The sequence below is a fragment of the Methanosarcina sp. KYL-1 genome (assembly GCF_024372725.1).
Taxonomy (GTDB): Archaea; Halobacteriota; Methanosarcinia; order Methanosarcinales; family Methanosarcinaceae; genus Methanosarcina.
The window spans coordinates 34,515-52,084 of sequence record NZ_VOUA01000005.1; the positions used below are offsets into that span (position 1 = coordinate 34,515).

10 protein-coding genes and 2 pseudogenes are annotated in these 17,570 nt (G+C 39.3%); 5 read left to right on the top strand and 7 right to left on the bottom strand.

Annotated features, from left to right (window positions below; translation table 11 throughout):
- Nucleotides 1-43: 43 nt before the first annotated feature.
- The 4 genes and pseudogenes from FTO70_RS05865 to ltrA form a co-directional block, all read right to left on the bottom strand.
- Nucleotides 44-1,225, bottom strand: a complete 1,182-nt coding sequence (locus FTO70_RS05865; protein ID WP_255334802.1) for a CapA family protein — start codon at nucleotides 1,223-1,225, stop codon at nucleotides 44-46.
- Nucleotides 1,222-2,670: a lipopolysaccharide biosynthesis protein gene (locus FTO70_RS05870; RefSeq protein ID WP_255334803.1), complete on the bottom strand. Its 1,449-nt coding sequence runs from the start codon at nucleotides 2,668-2,670 to the stop codon at nucleotides 1,222-1,224. Before FTO70_RS05870 ends, FTO70_RS05865 begins: the two co-directional genes overlap by 4 nt.
- 192 nt (nucleotides 2,671-2,862) lie before the next feature.
- Nucleotides 2,863-3,075 (bottom strand): annotated as a pseudogene (locus tag FTO70_RS05875) (transposase); the annotation flags it as partial.
- 94 nt (nucleotides 3,076-3,169) lie between these two features.
- The gene (gene ltrA / locus FTO70_RS05880) at nucleotides 3,170-4,669 is read right to left on the bottom strand and encodes a group II intron reverse transcriptase/maturase (RefSeq protein WP_255334804.1); all 1,500 of its coding nucleotides are present in this window, start codon (nucleotides 4,667-4,669) and stop codon (nucleotides 3,170-3,172) included.
- A 608-nt stretch (nucleotides 4,670-5,277) separates the two neighbouring features.
- Here ltrA and FTO70_RS05885 point away from each other — a divergent pair.
- Nucleotides 5,278-6,108, top strand: a pseudogene (locus FTO70_RS05885) (IS66 family transposase); the annotation flags it as partial.
- Between the two features lie 22 nt (nucleotides 6,109-6,130).
- On the opposite strand, the gene FTO70_RS05890 reads toward FTO70_RS05885, so the two are convergent.
- The 3 genes from FTO70_RS05890 to FTO70_RS05900 all read right to left on the bottom strand — a co-directional run bounded on the left by FTO70_RS05890 (nucleotide 6,131) and on the right by FTO70_RS05900 (nucleotide 9,834).
- The gene (locus FTO70_RS05890) at nucleotides 6,131-7,531 is read right to left on the bottom strand and encodes a phenylacetate--CoA ligase family protein (RefSeq protein ID WP_255334806.1); all 1,401 of its coding nucleotides are present in this window, start codon (nucleotides 7,529-7,531) and stop codon (nucleotides 6,131-6,133) included.
- Entirely contained in the window at nucleotides 7,518-8,633 is a 1,116-nt protein-coding gene (locus FTO70_RS05895) for a glycosyltransferase family 4 protein (RefSeq protein ID WP_255334807.1), read from the bottom strand. The genes FTO70_RS05890 and FTO70_RS05895 overlap by 14 nt, the downstream gene beginning before the upstream one ends.
- 70 nt (nucleotides 8,634-8,703) lie before the next feature.
- The gene (locus tag FTO70_RS05900; RefSeq protein ID WP_255334808.1) at nucleotides 8,704-9,834 is read right to left on the bottom strand and encodes a glycosyltransferase family 4 protein; all 1,131 of its coding nucleotides are present in this window, start codon (nucleotides 9,832-9,834) and stop codon (nucleotides 8,704-8,706) included.
- Between the two features lie 295 nt (nucleotides 9,835-10,129).
- Here FTO70_RS05900 and FTO70_RS05905 point away from each other — a divergent pair, with 295 nt between their 5' ends.
- From FTO70_RS05905 to hacB, 4 genes are all read left to right on the top strand, one after another.
- Entirely contained in the window at nucleotides 10,130-11,143 is a 1,014-nt protein-coding gene (locus FTO70_RS05905) for a glycosyltransferase (RefSeq protein ID WP_255334809.1), read from the top strand.
- 296 nt (nucleotides 11,144-11,439) lie between these two features.
- Nucleotides 11,440-13,953, top strand: a complete 2,514-nt coding sequence (locus FTO70_RS05910) for an oligosaccharyl transferase, archaeosortase A system-associated (RefSeq protein ID WP_255334810.1) — start codon at nucleotides 11,440-11,442, stop codon at nucleotides 13,951-13,953.
- Between the two features lie 410 nt (nucleotides 13,954-14,363).
- A complete protein-coding gene (locus tag FTO70_RS05915) occupies nucleotides 14,364-16,847 on the top strand; it encodes an oligosaccharyl transferase, archaeosortase A system-associated (RefSeq protein ID WP_255334812.1) in 2,484 nt (827 codons plus the stop codon).
- Nucleotides 16,848-17,038: 191 nt separating this feature from the next.
- Nucleotides 17,039-17,545 carry a homoaconitase small subunit gene (gene hacB / locus FTO70_RS05920; protein WP_255334814.1) on the top strand — a complete coding sequence of 169 codons (507 nt, stop codon included), beginning with the start codon at nucleotides 17,039-17,041 and terminating at the stop codon, nucleotides 17,543-17,545.
- Nucleotides 17,546-17,570: the final 25 nt, after the last annotated feature.

The following is a 17,570-nucleotide window of genomic DNA, read 5'->3' on the forward strand; positions in this document are numbered from 1 at the left end:
TCTGGAAAAAGTTGGCATGGACGTTGAGTTATAGATTCTTTATTCATTTATTTTTATAATTTCTTAAAATACTGATTATATTCCTATTCATATGAATAATTTCCCACAAAATAGTTGAAATAACAAGAGACCTTTTGTTTTCTTTCGCCAAATCACTTGATATCTTCTTGGTTATTATATATATTTTTTTTACCAAACTATACTTTTTGAAGTTAGTTCCTTCTAGTAAAGAGTAACTTTGTTTATTGACCTTTTTATCTTTATAGGCAATTGAATCATAGTTATTATTTAAATATACACGCCTTCCTTCTTGAGTCCAATTAAACCAGTAGTTTAAAAAAGAATCAAATACTTGCAATTTTGTGTCAAAGAAATTCAGATATTGGTTAGTTAGTGATTTTTTTATGACCCCTTCAGACTTATCAATATAATAAAAATGCTTTTCAATTTTGTAATCGCTTTTTTTTAAATCCATTTCAATGAAATAAGACTCTTGAGTATATGCTTTATTTGCATGTGCATCAATATCAAAACAAAAATTTCCGAGTCCATATACAATTGTTTTGTTCCCCATTTTTTCGATTCCTTGTGGAACATGAGCGTGATGCCCAATAACGATGTCAACTCCTATATTTATCAATTTTTTGAAAAATTTTCTTCTTTTTGGCTCAGGAACTATATTGTATTCAGTCCCTCCATGGTAATTATAAATAATATAGTCAGGAGACTCTTTTTTCTTTATTTGTTGAACCATATTTTTTATTTCTTTAATGTTAAGCAAAAAAGGAGCAGGAGATTTTCCATCCCATGAAGGTCCCTCTCTGTGAGATGAGGCTATCAATACTACTTTTAAATTATCTTTCTTCAAGATTAAGTATTCTTCATATCCTCCGATTCCATAAAATTGAATATTTTTTTCTTTAAGTGAATCTATAGTGTCTAATAAACCTGCATATCCACTATCCATTATGTGGTTGTTTGCCAAATCACAAATTTTTACGTTATACTTTTTGAGTGTTTCAGTTGTTTTTATAGGAGCTTTTAATGAAGTCTTTTTTTCGTCACAAGCAACTGATTCAGTTATAGGACCTTCAAGATTTACGTGTACGTAATCAGCACTAACAAAAATGTCAGATATATTTTTGTCTACAATGGGTTGGAAATTTTCAACATTTTTTTTGAAAATACCACTTACCGATATATCCCCAGTGAATATGATTTTCATGTACGTCCCCGGATTATATATTTTGTAAAAATATTTTTTAATTCATTGTCATTATATATTACTATTAGATAATAAAAAAGGGATGAGATTACTAAACCGAAGATAATTTCATAAATTGAATGTGAAATGAGTTTAGTAATACTTAGTAAGAGAGTGGAGGGAACTGCAATTATTAGTATTTTTCCAAAGTAGATTATTTCTTTTTTCACGGATATTCCAGATTTTTTGAGTAATAAAATATTCATGAAAGCGCAAAAAACAGACCCAACAATTGCATATAGAAATACAGCAAGGTATGGATTTCCTAATAATCCACCTATAAATAATACTAATATTCTGGAAATCAATAATGAAACATCAAATGAAAATTTAGTTTCCTGATTTTCCAATACATTGAATAAAGTTGTCAGTGGGGATGACGTAAAAAGCATAATTGTCCATGGAATTAACAATTTTACATAAATTGCCGCTGTTTCCCATCCTACTCCAAATATGAAATTAAATAATTCTTCACTGAAAAAAAGAAGTACTAGCATCGGAAAAATAATCAATGCTACTAATCTTTTATGAACAAGTTCTACGGTCTCACAAACTGTGCCTTTGGTATTTTTTTCATGACTCACCTGTTGGAAAAAAACTTGCGCGATTGAAGACCCGATCAATGTCATAGGCATGCCAATTACCATTATTGAGAGAGAATAATGTCCAACAACACTTGAATTAAAGTACATTGCAAGAAGAAAAACGGGTATTTGTACAGAGATATCATTTGCAATTGTTGAAAGTGTAGAAAACATAGGGAATTTTTTATATCTCTGTGCTAGACCTAAAATACTTTTTTTAGAACTATATTTTAACAAATTCAAATTTTCTTTCAACCCTAAAATAAGCATCATGCTTGATACAAAAAATCCAAAAGCAAGACCTAAAATTAGTCCAAAAGGGCTAGGAGAAATATATCCTGATATGATCTGAACCGCTCTACTTGTTGATGTATTTATAACTCTTGAAGAAGCAATTTTTCCGAATTTTTTCATTCTGGATGCCCAGTAATTGAGTAAGAGGAACAGTCCTTTAAAAAATATTATAATAGGTATGAAGTACAGGTAATCAGAAATAGATGTAAAATTAAAAAATTTGACCAATTGATTTCCAAATATTATACATATGATTCCCGTTATGACGCATGTTGTGGTCAAACTGATTAAACATAATATAAATATATTTACTGCATCACTATCCTCTTTTGGTAGCATAATTGCAAGATGGTATGATAACAATGCAATAATTGCAAGGATGCTTACGATTGATGTTATCAATTGTAATGCACCTAAATCATCCGGTGAATATAATCTAGTTATAATGGGAACCAAAATAACGCCCATAATTTGAGCTATTAAGCTTCCAGATGTCAATTTTAGAGTGTTTTTTAGAAAAGAGTTCATGAGTGTCGCTCATTATGAATTGTTTATAATATATCAGATTTGATTCTCAGCATCTTTCCCATAAAATTTATTGATAATTCTATCATGAAAGGAACTCTTTGTTCACATTATTCTTCATTTATAGCACATTTTAGGCAGTGTGCCTAATTTTCTGTAAATTTTGCTCTATACCCCTTATTCCTTCTTTTTTGATTACTGTTCCATTACTATATACTTTTTCCCTGTAATCCAGTCTTCATTTATATCAATGAGAATTGAGACTGCCAGTCTCAATACTGATCCCTGATTTGGGAATGCCCCAACCACCTTACTTCTTCTTTTGAGTTCTTTGTTAGTTCTCTCCATCATATTTGTTGTCCTTATTTTTCTCCAATGTTTCTCTGGAAACTGCATATAGTTGTCGAATAACAGGGTGGGATTACTCCCTACCCCGTCTTCTAGGAACCGGACAAGAATTTTTCGATTCATCCGGCTCGAGCCACTACTACCCTTTCGGGTGTCAGTTTGGAACGGAATTGGATTTAGTGATACGCTTCTTCCGGTAGTATTCCATTATTTTCCATTGTTCGAAATAGTTTCTATCGATAAATGGATTCTTATTAAGGCTTGCTAGTCTTTGCCTAACAATTTTGGCATTGGAGAATTTCTCCAACGTATGTAGTTTTGTACAGAATACGTATTTTCTTTTGCCGGATCTATGCCAGTATTTAGTCGTTATCCAGGTGAAACTTTTATTTGAGTGTCTTCTTTTCGCCCAGGAGATAAGCATGTTATAGACTATTTCATCAAGTTTGTTGAAGACAACAGAAGAAACAGCGTGATTATGATACTGTGCCCATCCCCTAATGATTGGGTTGAGTGTTTGTATCAATCGGTCTTGATCCCATGCTTTTGCTTTATGAAGTACGTCACGGATTTTCTTAATAACTTCATTTTGAGAGTCGTTAGATGGCTTCGGAAGGAGTTTTCCTTTATATTTCCTGAAGTTCCATCCTAGGAAATTGAACCCTTCACTAATATTGGTCACAAGAGTCTTTTCTTCGTTGAGCTTAAGCCCACGAGGATCTAAAAATGCTTGGAAGACATCGATTATTTCAAGAGCCGTTTCCGGGGAATCAGCAGTTACCACAAGGTCATCAGCAAAACGAACATAATTAACCTTGTGCCTGTTTTGATGAGATTTGTCAATTGTTCCATCTGATCTGGAGTAAAATCTCATCGCTAAGGCGTTTTCTAAGCCGTTTAAGGACATATTTCCAATTATTGGAGATATAGGTCCTCCTTGAGGTGTGCCTTTTTCGGTAGGAAACAGATGATAATTCTCGATATATCCGGCTTTTAGGAACTCTTTAAGGATTCGTTTATCCATAGGGATGTTATCAAGTATCCAGTTATGGCTGATTTCATCAAAGCAAGATTTAATGTCACCTTCCACGATCCATTCAGGAGAAACTTTCTTGCTTAAACAGAGGTGAAGGTAGGCATAAGCATCTTTTGTAGAACGATAAGGTTTAAACCCAAACGAAGTTTTGTCACCTGCTGCAGATTCGATTGCGCCCAACACCAGAGAGTACAAGGTTTGCATTGCTCTGTCAAACATAGTTGGTATGCTAAGAGGTCGTAGTTTACCGCTCTTCTTTCGAATGTACTTCCGTGTTAATGGTTTTGCACGATAGCCCTTGTTCGTTAGTTGTAGAGCGGCACGCATCTTATCTGCCGACGATGACCAAATGACGCCATCTATTCCGGGAGTTCGACTTCCCTTGTTAGTGGTTACTTTACGTACCGAAAGAAGTTTGGCATAAAAGGACCGGGTCAGAAGGCGGGAGAGTTTGTTCACAGTTTTCCAATTTCCGCTCTTAGCTGCACTTGCAATTCGAGACTGTAGGTTATTAACGACTTCTTCCACTCTTTTCCAATCAATATTTTTCCATTGTTGAGTGAGTTCTTTGTCTGTAAGTTCCGTAACCGAAGTTATCTCTGGTTCTCTTACATTCATAATTAAACAATCCCTGTTGCTTTCGTGACTAAGGGCAAGTGGGCATGCTTTCGCATTGAGGCATTTTTTTCCTCTATATTCCCCATTACAGGAAACCGTTTGCTTTTTGCCAATTCCTCTGCCACCTGTGGCGTCGGTTTTCCTTACGGGATTCCTACCTTATTAAGGACCACAAATGGTTTACCGAGTTCTATGTTATAGATAGTTGTTGGATACTTAGGAGGATCCTATAGACCGGAAGCCATATGTCCATTCGTCATGACACAACATGGAATGTCATAACCAGGCTTCGATGCCGTTTTGGCTCATGCGTATTAACCTGTTTTCGCATGTTGTACGTTACGATCCCTCAAACAGATCTTCACCTTTCGGTTCTCCATATATCCTTTTCCCTAGCGGTTTGGAACTGTCAGGTTCAGTTTTACACCTCATTGTCCTCTGAGCTTTGCACAGATCCGTTGCCAGAAATGCACATCAGAATAGGGACATTCTGAATGGATAGAATGGCGGGTTGTTCCGCAATCCATAGCATAACTTCTCGTCGCACCATAATATCGTACTGAAAACTTTCCAGGGTATCCGCTGCGCCTTTATACTCCATACTATCCAGTTCCCTAATTAGAGCAGAAAATGAGTGTTTCCGGAATTTAGAGCAATTTGAAAACGATATTTTAGAGAAGATAATCACTTCTCCTGTAATTCATTGTGATGAAACCGGAATGAGAATCAAAGGAAAAAGACAGTGGCTCCATGTAGCTTCAACTGACAAATATACCTGTTATCTTCCTCACCCGAAAAGAGGATCAGAAGCAATGGATTACATGGGAATTCTTCCGGAGTTTAACGGGGTAGTAGTTCATGACGGCTGGAAACCATATAACAGTTATGAATGTGAACATGCACTTTGCAATGCTCATCTCCAGAGAGAACTCACTGGAATTGAAGAGAATTATAAACAGCAATGGGCTAAAGAAATGAATGAACTCTTCACTGAGATGAAAAGGTATATTGATGAGTGCAAAGAGCTAATTAGAGATTTAGATTTTGAGCAAGTTAAAGCGTTTGAAGAAAGGTTCGATGCTATCGTCATGAAAGGGATTGAAGAAAATCCACCTTCTCTAAACCCTCAAAAACAAGGAAAACGAGGTAAGAATCCTAAAACTAAGGCAAGGAATCTCCTTGATAGGTTCATAGAATACAAAGAGCAGATACTGAGATTCCTTAAGGACTTTAGAGTTCCATTTGAGAATAATCTGGCAGAAAGAGATGTCAGGATGATGAAGTTACAGCAGAAAATATCAGGAACTTTCAGAAGCGTACAAGGAGCGCTAGCTTTCTGCAGAATTAGGGCATACATCTCTACAATCAGGAAGAACAATTTGTCAGTTATAGAAGCAATTCTAGCAGCGCTCAGCGGAGCGCCGCTAACTATACCCTAAATAGTTACTATTTTTCTAACGCTTACTTCAGTTTGTTTATGACAAATTTATACTTTCCAGCTTTAGTTCTATCGATATTTTCAACAAATTCAAATTCCACATTCCAGGTTTCACTTCTTCTACCTATTACTTCTTTGATATAATCTAGCTGGTTTTTATCAAAATTCTTGTCAGCCACCAATTTGATGTTTATTCGATCTAATTTCTCTTGGACTACTTGGAATTCTTTTACTCCGGTAATTTCCCAGATAATATGAGTAAAAAATTCTCCATGAATATATTTTCTTTCCGGTGTTTGCAACATTTCTTGTTGCCTTCCGGTGATTTCTTTAAGTAACTTATATTTTCTTCCACATCCGCAAACATCGTCAATAATATTGCCTAGATCTTCCGTGTCATATCTAATAAAAGGCATGGCATAGTTTTCCAGAGATGTTGCCAGAATTCTTCCGACTCCTTTTTCAATAGGGGAATTGGTGTCGTCTACTACTTCCATAATGCTTCTTTCTGTGTCTATATGAAGGCCACTGTGCTCCGAACATTCGTATGCACTAATTCCTCCATCATTTAGCCCATAAGTGTCAAAAACATTACAATCAAAAGCATTTTCTATTCTTTTTCTCATGTGAGGATACAACTTTTCTGCTGTTGTAAAAATTGCCCTGGGTGAGGATACAGATAATCCGTTATTTTCAATATAACTTGACAGAAAATCTATTGATGACGCATACCCTCTCAAAAATTTATAGTTCGATTTATTAATTATATTAACATACTTTTCCATAGAATTGTTGTCCATATCAAAGGAGGACAATTTTTTAAAATTGTCTGCTTTTTCAAGCAGCAGGCTGGAGATATTTTTTTTATTCCCTACATCTAAAGATGAACCTGCTAAAAATATTACCTTGTCTCCAAGTTCATATCCTCCGTAACCCCACCCCCTACAAAGTAGACATTGAGATAAGAATTTATCTTTTTTTAGTAGCCTATAATTGAGGGGTTTGCCCGTAGATCCACCTGTTGTATTTTTTTGATATCTCATCTCATTGAGAGACTTGGGTTTAAAGTCTTCCCAGTTTTTTATTATAGTTTCTTTATCCAAAATTGGAAGTTTTTCCAGATCTTCGACTTTTTTTATATCATCAGGTTTAAGTTTTAATCCATTTAATAAATTGTGATAATAAGGCACATTCTCATAAGAAAATTTTATTAAATTTTGTAGTTTTTTATCCTGTTCTCCCCTCAAATAATCGTATTGTTTATATTGGTTTTCTTTTAATTTTTTATATGTAGAATAAAAACTCCCATTGTTATATTGATGGGCTAGAATAAATAGGACTCTTGAAATCATTTGGACCTTCCAATTATTTGGGATTAAATATGCATGATTTTTATCAGACTTAAGTTTCTTAAAGGCATCCATAAATTTTTAGAAGATTCTGCTCCATCACTTCCCAATTGTACTTTGTCTCCACAGCTTTTTTTCCATTCATTCCCATTTCTTCAGCTTTTTGAGGATTTTCTAACAAATAAATAATGCTATCTGAAATTTTTTCCATATTTTTAGGATCTGTCAAAAGTCCACATTTTGTTTCTTTGACAATCTTTCCCATGGCAGGTAAATCACTTGCTAGCACGGGCTTGCCACAGGCCATGTATTCAAACAGTTTTAATGGATATGCAGTTTTTTTGAATCTTTCTGTTGGATGTAAAAGCACTGTACCTATTTTTGAAATTTTAATGTATTTTGGAATTTCTGTATGAGGAAGGAATCCTAAATATTCAATGTTTTTTTCAAGCTTATTTTTTTTAATGTATTCAAAACACTTATTTTTAAATTGATTTGTTTCAAAATTGCCTAATAGGAGTAATTTTATTGTATTGTATTTAATTGAGATTTTATTTATTGCTTCAATTAGGTTAAATATCCCTCTTTCTTCAGCCAGTCCTCCTACATAGATAATAATATCATTATCCTTATATTTCTCTTCTATAAAAGGGTCAGTATCTCCTTCAAATACTTGTAATGGTGGTAGGTTGATTATTGGGTGGACATTTTCATTAAATTTCTTATATCTATCTGCAATTCCTTCATCAGCGGTTATAATTGCATCAAAATAGTGGCAGAATAAAGGTTCGATGAAATACAGGAGAAACATAAAAAAAACTTTTCTTTGGAGACTCATATCGGGCAATTTGTCAACATAGTATTCATGAACATCATAAATAACTTTTTTGCCTTTTAATAATTTCAGATAAATGGCTGCTGGTAAAGATTCAGGCTCGTGAATATGATATACATCTGCGTTAATGCTTGTTGCTTCATTTAGTAATTCACATAATAATTGTAAGTATTGTTTAGGGTCTACGCTTTTATTATTTCCTATAATTTTTATACCGTCCACTTCATTTATGGTTTTTTCATCGGTGTGACCTAGGACGCTGACATCATAACCTTTTTTTTTGAGGCTGGTCGCTTCCTTATAATATATCCGAGTATCAAAGGGGTTATGATTTGTAGACATCATACAAATTTTTATCACTCTTTCTCACCGACTGTATTTTCACTTTTATCTGTACGTACGAAGTTTATGATCAGAGCTTTTCATACAGGAGAAGAAGTGTTTTCTCCATATTCTCCCAGCTGTACTTTTTTTCCACGGCTTGCCTTCCATTTTGTCCCATCTGTTTTGCTTCTTCAGTGTGTTCCAAAAGCCAGGTCATTGCATCAGCGATTTCCTGAGTATCTGTCGGATCAACCGTAATTCCACATTTCACTTCTTTTATTAAATCGGAGTTGTATCTGAAGTTGCTCATTATCACTGCTTTTCCTGCAGCCATATACTCAAACAGTTTTACCGGAATTGCCAGTTCGTATCTCGGGTTTGGCTGAAGCAGTCCTATTGCAACAGATGCCTTTTCCATATATTTGCTCACTTCATTGTGCGGGACATTCCCTACGAAAATGACTTTTTCTTCCAGTTTATGGATGTGATAATAATCCATCACTTCTTTTTCATATTCCGGATGAATAAAACCGCCTATGAATATAAGTTTTGCATCAGGTATCTTTTCTATTGCTTTTTCAAATGCAATTATGGATTCCAGAGTTCCCCTTATTTTTGTCAGGCCACCAACGTATATTATGTTTTTTTTGAAACCGTTATCGGCTTTTGCGTCAGGTTCTTCAAAAAGTTCAACTCGTGGATAATTGCTCAGAACATAAACATTTTTATTTATTTTTCTGAATTTGACTTCGAGTATGTCGTCAACTGTTATGATAGAATTTACAATATATTTTGAAAGAAATTTTTCCCCAAGATTGCATGTTATGAACACAGGTCCTCGTAATAAATCTGGAAACACTGAGTTCTCTGCGATCATCTCCGGATAATGCTCGTGGGCGTCATAGATCAGTTTATTCTTTTTAATTATTTTAAGCAGGGAACATACAAGTAAAGACCCGGGCTCGTGGCAGTGATAAACGTCATAGTCCTGCTTAAGTCCTTCAACAAAAACATGAAACATTGTAAGTGGATGCAGGACTTTTGAAGCCGGGCGTTTTACTGTGATAATATTTATTCCATCCACTTCTTTTCTGGTTTTTGAATCAGAAGGAGCCACTATCGTAACTCTATGGCCTGCTTTTGATAGTGATTTTGATTCTTTATGGAATATTCTTGAATCAAAAGGAGGATGAACTGTGGTAAGCATACATATTTTCATGGAAATCTCCGTTTAATATATTGCCCACATTTTTTCAGAGATCAATCGGATGAATATTCTATTTTGAAATTTTATATTTATAATAAGTCTCTTTCTATTTAGATATTGCAGTCCATAACATTAAATAAGATTAGTATGGACTACTGATAGTTTGATCAGCTTTTAAAAATGGTAGAGGCTATCTATTATGGATCTATTGGTTACTCTGGCTATTTTAGTTTCGGTAGTTCCAGTGTCTGTTTATCTTATATATGTAGTTGCGGCTTTCACTTCGAGGCCAATAAATAGAGGTCATTTGGATCCTCTTCCAAGTGTCTCCATCGTAATCCCAGCCTACAACGAAGAACTTGTCCTTCCGGATCATATCGACAACCTTGCGGAAATCTACCCGAAGGACAAACTGGAAATCATCATTTCCAACGACGGTTCCACAGACAACACCGAAAAAGTCTCCCTCGAAGCCCTGCAGAAAAACTCCATAAACGGAAAAGTCATCACAAATCCCCGCAGCGGTGCAAACAAAGCCATCAACCGCGGAATCGAAGAAGCTTCTACCGACATAATCGTCATTACCGGTGCAGACGGCAGGTTCGACAAGGACACCATCCCGGACCTCGTAAGCGTCCTTTTAAGTGACGATAAAATCGGTGCGGTCTGTGGTGACATCGTTCCCCTCTCAAAAGGTGATACCCTCTTTTCCAAATCCGAATCTGCATACCGCTCGATTTACGGAAAAATCGGTGTCTGGGAAAGTAACGTTCATTCCACTTACTGCCTGAACGGTGCCGTGGTGGCTTTCAAAAGAGATGCTTCCCCTTCTCTGCATGCTAGAAAAGGTGCGGATGATGCAAGCAGGGCTCTTTCAATCATTCGCAACGGATACAAATGTAAGTATGTTCCCTCTGCCAAATTCTATGAATATGTACCTTTTGAATTTTCAGAGCAAAAAAAGCAGAAGATCCGGAGAGCTACGAGGCTTATGGAAGCAACCTTCATGAATCTTGACCTCATGTCCCCCAAATACGGCAAGTTCGGAATGATTATTTTTCCTCTACGCTTCCTTATGTTTTTCATCGCTCCAGCAGCATTTTTTTTGTCAATCATACTCTGGACGGTTTACCTTTCTTCAATTAACTTCCTCTACGGCCTTGGTCTTCTCGGACTCATAGCTGTTGCAGTGCTTGCAGGAAATTTCAAATCAAACATGCTTTCTTCATTTATCATCTATCAGTGGTATCTTTTCCGTGGGCTCCTTAATATGAGAAAAGACGTCCACATATGGGAGCCAAACAAAAGAGAGAATAGCTAAGAATAAAAGAGAATGGTTAAAAGAAGGAGTTAAGTGATTTTAAGTCTTGAAGAAAGCTTGAAAGTCAATTTTAACAAATATTATATGAAGGATTAAAATTTATCTTTGTCTACCAAATCTTTATTTATTTTGATAAAGTTTTAAAATAATCACATGATTATCACACAATTTAAAGACGGAAAAGCACAATGAAACCGGATTAAACTGCTTTGACCTTAACCGCTTTAAATACTATAATTGCATTATTGTTGACATTTGCCAAGCAATCAGTTACCCAATTCCAATGAGTGTGCCTTATGACTGATGAAAATAAAAGAACAAAGGAACTTTCAGGAAGCCTTCCATACTTTTTTGGAGTCATTATTTCCTTTCTTGTGGCTTTTTATATCAGAACGCTTCCAAAAGCAGGAGTCTTCCTATCAAACGGATTCGTACGTTTCGGCGGCAACGATCCATGGTACCATCTTAGAAACGTGGAATCCATCCTGCACAATTTCCCCCGGATGCTCTGGTTCGATGCCTATACTACTTATCCATTCGGCACGAAACAGGTTTTTGCACCTTTGTATGATATGTTTCTTGCTGCGATAATCTGGGTTCTCGGAGCGGGAAACCCTAGCCAGGACCTCATATACAAAATCTGCGCTTACTACCCCTCTTTCCTGGGTGCACTTGTATTAATCCCCACTTATTTTGCTGCAAAATGGATTTTTGACGACCGGAGAATAGGACTGCTGGCTGTGTTCATCCTTGCAGTCCAGCCGGGGCAGTTTCTTTCAAGGGCGATAATCGGCTTTAACGACCACCACATTGCCGAAACCCTGCTCAGCACAGTTACAGCAATGTTTTTTATAATGGCCTTGAAAATGGCGGGCAAATCAGGGATTTCACTTGAAAGGATTAAGAATAAGGAATTTGAATCCTTAAAGCCAGCTCTTCCTTATCTCTTGCTTGCTGGAATTTCCCTCGGAGCTTACGCTCTTGCCTGGAAGGGGGCACTCTTTTTCGCATTCATCCTTGGCGTGTATATTACGGTCCAGCATATTTTTGACCACATGAAAGGGAAAAAAACGGAATACCTGGCAATTTCAGGAATGGTCATCTTTGCCGTTGCTATCTTCATGATAATGTTCACCCCTTTCCTGGGGGGCACAAAGTCCATGTACATAAAGGGGCTTTTTGCAGGGATTCTGGCATTTCCGGTCCTTACCGGGATCTCTCTTTACATGACTGATAGGAAACTTCCAAAGTTCTATTACCCTATTGCACTCATCGTGCTGTTCGGAGCAGGAATCCTTCTTGCAAAAGCTTTCATACCATCCGTTTACGGATTGATGATGAGCATCTTCAGCTACTTCATGCGCACCGGAGGTGCCCTCACTGTTGCGGAAGCTTCCCCCTTCTTCAGCCGGGGAGGGTTAGAGCAGCTCTACTTACAGTTTGCATTCGGAGGCTACGTTGTATTTCTGGGGCTGGCCCTGCTTGTTTATGAAATCTCCAGAAGGAACGGGCAGGAGAAAAACTTCCTCCTTATCTGGACTCTGATGATTCTCTGGGCAATGCTTCAGCAGAACCGTTTTGCGTACTACTTTTCGGTAAACGTTGCCATCCTCTCAGCCTACTTTGTGATCGCAGTTTCGGACCGCGCAGGCCTGAAATCCTTTACGGCGGGGCTTAAGGCAAAAATGGAGTCCCCTTCAGGCTTCTCAACTCTCGGTGAAAGCCTTAAAACGAAGAGTGTTGTATCCGTGCTTCTTGCTCTCTTTCTTTCGTTATTGCTCATCGTCCCGAGCTACGGCCTTGCCCTGGAATACGCCCAGGGGACAGGCGGACCCAACGGACCCTGGATTGAGGCTACTCTCTGGATGCGCTCGAATACTCCTGACCCTGGGTTTGATTACTATGAAAACTATGAAATTCCCGCAGACGGAGAACTCTACCCTTACCCAGATACAGCTTACGGCGTCATGTCCTGGTGGGACTATGGGCACTGGATAGAAGTAATCGGCAGGAGAATTCCGAATGCAAATCCCTTCCAGCAGGGAATCGGCGGTCGCCGGAATAGCCTTGAAGAAGAGAACAAGCCCGGAGCTTCCACTTTCTTCACAGCCCAGTCCGAAGAAGAGGCAACAGCAGTCCTGGAAGCCATCCATCCTGACCCCGATAAAGCTGCAGCCCGCTACATCGTATCCGATGTGGAGATGGCCACAGGCAAGTTCTACGCAATGGCAGCCTGGACTCTGGATACCGACCGATACTACGAATCGACCTATACAGGAAACGGGTACCAGGCCCTGCCGGCAATGCGCTACTACGATTCCATGGAAGCGAGGCTCCACCTCTTTGACGGAACAGGGCTTGAGCATTATCGCATGGTCCATGAGACCTGGCCAGGCCAGACGGCCGAAGTAGGGTACAAGCAGGTGTTCAATTATTTCTATCTCACTCAAGTTGCTGCTGATGACCCCAGAGGCAAACTTGATGAGGTGGATACCGGTTATGTAAAGATCTTCGAATACGTGAAAGGTGCAAAAATAACAGGAACTGCTTCCCCGAATGAGAAGGTCACTATAAACACAAGCATTATGACAGCTCAGGGCAGGGGCTTTGAATACTCCCAGTCCACAACTGCAGATGCTGAAGGCGGGTACGAGTTCACAGTGCCTTACTCAACCGAAGGCCCGATTTCCGGGGAGACACAATTTGATACGGCTCCCATCAAGCCCTATCTTGTCAGTTACGGGAGCACAACAAAAGAAGTAAGGGTCAGTGAAGAAGCAGTGTTGAACGGGGAAGAGATTAAAGTTTAAACGCACCTTCTCGTGCGTTTAATTTTCTTTTCTGTCTCTTTTTTCTATTTTCCACGTTTTTCTGTTCTCTCCTGGTTTTTTCATTAATGTGGGCAATCCAAAATCTTTCACAAGTTTGTATGAATATTTAACAAAACATTGTGCGCTTTAATTTTTTTCTGACATCTCTTATTCTCAACTGTATGATTGAACAGCTGAGTTTACAGGGTCAAGTATACGGGGAAAGGTTTGCAAATAAATTTTAGTAAGTATTATATCAGATAGTAATGTATATGCAAGTTAACTTTATTTTCTATACTGTTTGCAATTTTTTTTCTTATATTGCCCAAAGCTGACGAAAACCTGGGGAACATGTTAAACGATTCCCAAAAAACTCTCAATTAGGTGATTGAACTCAAGGAGTGAATCTCATGAGTGAAGAGAGCAAGGACCCAATCCATCTCCTCGGAAGTCTTCCTTACTTTACAGGGGTCCTTATTTCCTTTCTTGTAGCTTTCTACATGCGGACCCTTCCCAAAGCCGGGGTTTTCCTTTCAAACGGCTTTGTAAGGTTTGGGGGAAATGATCCCTGGTACCATCTAAGAAATGTAGAATCGATCCTGCATAACTTCCCCCACATGCTCTGGTTTGATGCATATACTCATTATCCGTACGGAAGCGATCAGGTCTTTGCCCCCCTGTACGATATGTTCCTCGCAGCAGTCATATGGGTGCTTGGAGCAGGCAACCCGGGCCAGGAACTTATCTATAAAGTATGTGCTTACTGGCCGTCCTTTCTAGGAGCCCTTGTGTTAGTTCCCACATACTTTGTCGCGAAATGGACATTTGACGACCGGCGCATCGGACTGCTGGCTGTAATCATCCTTGCAGTCCAGCCCGGGCAGTTCTTTTCAAGGGCAGTGATCGGGTTCAACGACCACCACATTGCCGAAACCCTTCTCAGTACGGTTACTGCAATGTTTTTTGTGCTGGCTCTGAAAAAGGCGGGAAGTTCCGGAACTTCATTTGAAATTATAAAAAATAAGGATTTTAAGGTTTTAAAACCGGTTCTTCCCTACCTTTTGCTCACGGGAATTTCTCTTGGGGCCTATGCCCTTGCCTGGAAAGGTGCGCTTTTTTTTGCGTTTATTCTTGGAGTATACCTCACAGTCCAGCATGTCCTTGACCACCTGAAAGAGGAATCAACAGAATACCTTGCAATATCCGGCACGATAATCTTTGCAATTGCATTTCTGGTAGTAATGACCACTCCCTACCTCGGGGGTACAAAAGGAATGTATGTAAAAGGGTTACTTGCAGGAATTTTTGCTTTTCCCGTCCTTAGCGGGATCTCATATTACACGAATAAGAAGAAATTTCCTAAATACTACTATCCTATCTCCCTCCTTATACTATTTGGGGGGGTGATCTGCCTTGCAAAGCTGCTCTCAGCATCCGGATACAGCCTTATAATGGGCGTTTTCAGTTACTTCATGCGTACAGGAGGAGCCCTTACAATTGCCGAAGCAGCTCCATTCTTTGGGAGGGGATATACACTTTATGATTATTTTGCATACGAAGGATACGTTGCATTCCTGGCTCTGGCTTTCCTGGTTTATGAAGCTTTCAAAAAGAACTGTCAGGAAAAGAATTTCCTGCTTATCTGGACTCTGATGATTTTTTGGGCCATGCTCCAGCAGAACCGTTTTGCCTATTATTACTCGGTGAACGTATCTATTCTCTCGGCATATTTCGGGATGATGCTTGCGGACCGGGCAGGTTTTAAAGCTCTTGGGATCGATTTCAGGGCAAAAGTAAAAAGCACGGGAGAGGTTCAGGATTTTATCCGGGAAAAAATCAACACAAAACAGATCCTTTCTATTCCGGTCTTATTGATCATCATACTGGCCCTTGTGTACCCTAGCTACGGTATTGCCATGCAATACACGCAGGGAACCGGAGGGCCCGGAGGCCCGTGGATAGAGTCCCTGCTCTGGATGCGCTATAACACTCCTGATCCCGGTCTCGACTTTTATGAAAATTACGAGGCACCTGTCGACGGGGAACTTTACCCTTATCCAGACACGGCATACGGCGTCATGTCCTGGTGGGACTATGGGCACTGGATCGAGGTGATAGGTCGGAGAATTCCTAACGCAAATCCCTTCCAGCAAGGAATCGGCGGCCGCAGAAATAGCATTGATGAAGATAATCAACCAGGGGCGTCCACTTTCTTCACTGCCCAGTCCGAAGAAGAGGCAACAGCAGTCCTGGAAGCTGTTCACCCCGATCCTGGAGAGGCAGGAGCTCGCTATGTAATCTCCAACGGGAGAATGGCCACGGAGATCTTCGGGTCAATGGCAGCCTGGACTCTGGATACTGAAGGGTACTGGCAGCAGGTCTGGATAGGAAACGGTTATCAGTACGTGCCTTCCATGCGCTACTACAACTCCATGGAGTCAAGATTACATATCATGGACGGAAGCGGGCTGAAAAAATATAGGATGGTCCATGAATCCCCGGGAGCCGCTCTAGATGAAGAAGCGTTCAAGCAAATCTATAACGTTGTGCATGGAGGCAAGATCCCGGTAGTAGAGACCGGTTACGTAAAAATCTTTGAATACGTGAAAGGTGCAAAGATAACGGGAACCGCTTCCCCTAATGAAAAAGTCACAATAAACACGCCTATTCTGACAAACCAGGGGCGGACTTTTGAGTATTCCCAGTCAACAATCGCCGACGCCTCAGGGAATTATGAATTCACCGTGCCCTATTCGACCGAGGGCCCTATCCCCGACGAAACCCAGTTCGATACGGCACCGACCGGTCCTTATACGCTGAGATATGGAAACACAACAAAAGAAGTAAGGGTAAGTGAAGAAACCGTTTTGAAAGGGGAAGAAATCATAATTTGAATGCAGATTTTTTAACGTTAATTATTTTATGTACATTTATGTGTACTTCTTCTTTCCTTGCTTTTTTGGACAGTATTCTCTGGACTTTACCTGTTGCTTTTCCCGACACTTTCCTCCTGGATTTCAGCTAGGCTCCTTTCTCCGCTACCTACATATACCATTAAAAAAACCTACTTCACAGGTGAAGTGTGATGGAAACCCCTATCAAAGGTAGAGTCTGGATTTTCGGAGACGATATCGATACTGATGTAATCATCCCCGGAAAATACCTGAGGACCAAGGACATGCAGGTCTTTGCAGCCCATGCCATGGAGGGCATTGACCCTGAATTTGCCGGTAACGTGCAAAAGGGAGACATAATAGTTGCAGGAAACAATTTCGGTTGCGGCTCTTCAAGGGAGCAAGCGCCCCTTGCACTGAAACATGCAGGAGTTGCCTGCGTTGTTGCGAAGTCTTTTGCAAGGATCTTTTTCAGGAATGCTATCAATGTAGGGCTGCCTCTTATGGAAGCCGATGTCGAGTGCCAGGCAGGGGATGAAATCGAAGTGGACCTCCTCAAGGGAGAGGTTATCGTTCCTGGCAAAGGCACGTTCAAAGGAAATAAACTTCCGGATTTCCTGCTTGAGATGCTGACCAACGGCGGTCTCGTAGCTCACAGGAAGAAGGTCCAGGGCCAGGAAATGAAAACGGAAAACTGAAGTTAAATCTCCGTTAAACGTGTTT